This window comes from Polaromonas sp. P3_C2 (assembly GCF_056402675.1).
The window spans coordinates 1-1,771 of the sequence record NZ_JBFUGX010000764.1 but is presented as its reverse complement, the minus strand read 5'-3'; the positions used below and the strand labels follow the sequence as shown (position 1 = coordinate 1,771).

Annotated in this window: 1 protein-coding gene and 1 pseudogene; one reads left to right on the top strand and one right to left on the bottom strand. The window is 62.6% G+C overall.

Annotation, left to right across the window (positions count from 1 at the left end; translation table 11 throughout):
- A pseudogene (locus AC1DWI_RS21665) lies at window positions 1-228 on the bottom strand (MFS transporter); the annotation flags it as partial.
- 176 nt (window positions 229-404) lie between these two features.
- Between AC1DWI_RS21665 and AC1DWI_RS21660 the strand changes: the two are divergent.
- On the top strand, window positions 405-1,307 hold the full coding sequence (locus AC1DWI_RS21660; protein ID WP_477668935.1) for a LysR family transcriptional regulator: 903 nt from the start codon (window positions 405-407) through the stop codon (window positions 1,305-1,307).
- Window positions 1,308-1,771 lie beyond the last annotated feature (464 nt).

The following is a 1,771-nucleotide window of genomic DNA, read 5'->3' as shown; positions in this document are numbered from 1 at the left end:
GATCAGGGCGGTGATGGACAGCAGGTAAGCCAGGACCACCCACTGCACTTCCTGAAAAGAGGCGTTGAACGCCTGGGCCAGCGCCGGCAAACCCACGTTGGCGATGCTGGTGCCGAGCGAGGACAGCAGCATGGACAGTGAAAGGCTGGCCAGCACCCATCGGACCGGCGGCGCCGGTTCCGCGTTGGCGTTTGTTGATGGAACAGTGGGTGCAATGGGAGTGGTCAAGATAGTCCAGTGGGCAAAGTGGGCAAGCGGGTAAACAGGTAGAGGGGGTCGTGGTTCCCCGAAATGGAGCTCTCTGGGAGCGTAGTTCTTTACCTGGCATGGCGGAAGACGCATCATTTGCACTTTATGAGTGCGTTTAACGCCATCTCATGGCCAAATTGCGCTATGGTCGATGCATGGCTGCGCCCGATTTCAACCTTCTTGTCACCCTGGATGTGCTGCTCGCGGAAGGCAGCGTGGCGGGCGCAGCCCGGCGCCTGCGGCTGAGCCCGTCAGCGATGAGCCGGGCGCTGGCCCGATTGCGCGAAACAACCGGCGACCCGCTGCTGGTCAGGGCTGGACGCGGCCTTGTTCCCACACCGCGGGCCGTCGAACTCCGTGAGCGCGTCAGTCAGCTTGTGCAAGACGCAGAAGCGGTGCTGCGCCCCGCCAAAAAGCTCAAGCTCAAACAGCTGGTCCGCACGTTCACGCTGCGCACGCGCGAAGGTTTTGTGGAGAACTTCGGGCCAGAGCTTATTGCACGCGTCGCGAATGAAGCACCCGGCGTACGGCTGTGCTTCGTACAGAAGCTCGACAAGGACAGCACACAGCTTCGCGACGGGACCGTCGACCTTGAAACCGGCGTGGTGGGAAAGACGGCGGCACCGGAGCTGCGGGTGCAGGCCTTGTTCCGGGACCGGTTCGTCGGCGTCGTGCGAATGGGACACCCGCTGGGCGAGGGAGAGATCACGCCCGCCCGCTACGCCGCCGGCAGGCATATCGACGTCTCGCGGCGGGGCCAGGGCAAGGGGCCGGTGGATGAAGCCTTGCACCCATTCGGGCTCGAAAGGGAGATCGCCACCATCGTCGGCGGCTTTGCGGCGGCACTGGCACTGGCCCGGTCTTCCGACTTGATCGCCACGGTTCCCGAACGGCATACCGGGAACCTGCGCGCCGGAATGCACAGTTTTGCGCTGCCGGTCTCCACGCCGGAGATCACGGTGTCATTGCTCTGGCATCCGCGGCTGGATGCGGATCCTGGGCATCGGTGGCTACGGGGGTGTGTTCGGGAGGTTTGTGTGAGGCGGCCCCTCGCCTGATCGAGCGGTTGGTGATGTTGTGGCCGAGCTCTTTGCTGAGTCTTGCTGGCCGGGGGTTGCCCGGCATGCAACTCACTTTCTTTTGCTTCGCCAAAAGAAAGTAAGCAAAGAAAAGGCGACCCTGGTTCCTGCGTCCCTTCGCTRCGCTACGGGCAACCTGCGGTGCTCGGKCCAGCCGGGGTCAAAAACAACTCGCCTGCGGCTCAAACAAGTTTTTGCCCTGATCCGTCTGGMCCTSCGCTCCTCGGCGCATCCACAAGGGGGTGGGGAAGGAATACGAATACCTGAAGAAACAAGGACACGCCATGGCGTGTCCTTGTYGGTATTGGAGTTGGTATTTGTCTTCAGTCCCCGCTCCCGATTASCCCTTCTGTMTGCGCCGAGGAGCGCAGGTTCAGGCGGATCAGGGATCGCGATTGTCTGAGCGAAGCGAGTTCGAGCGAGACCCCGCCTGAACCGAGCAC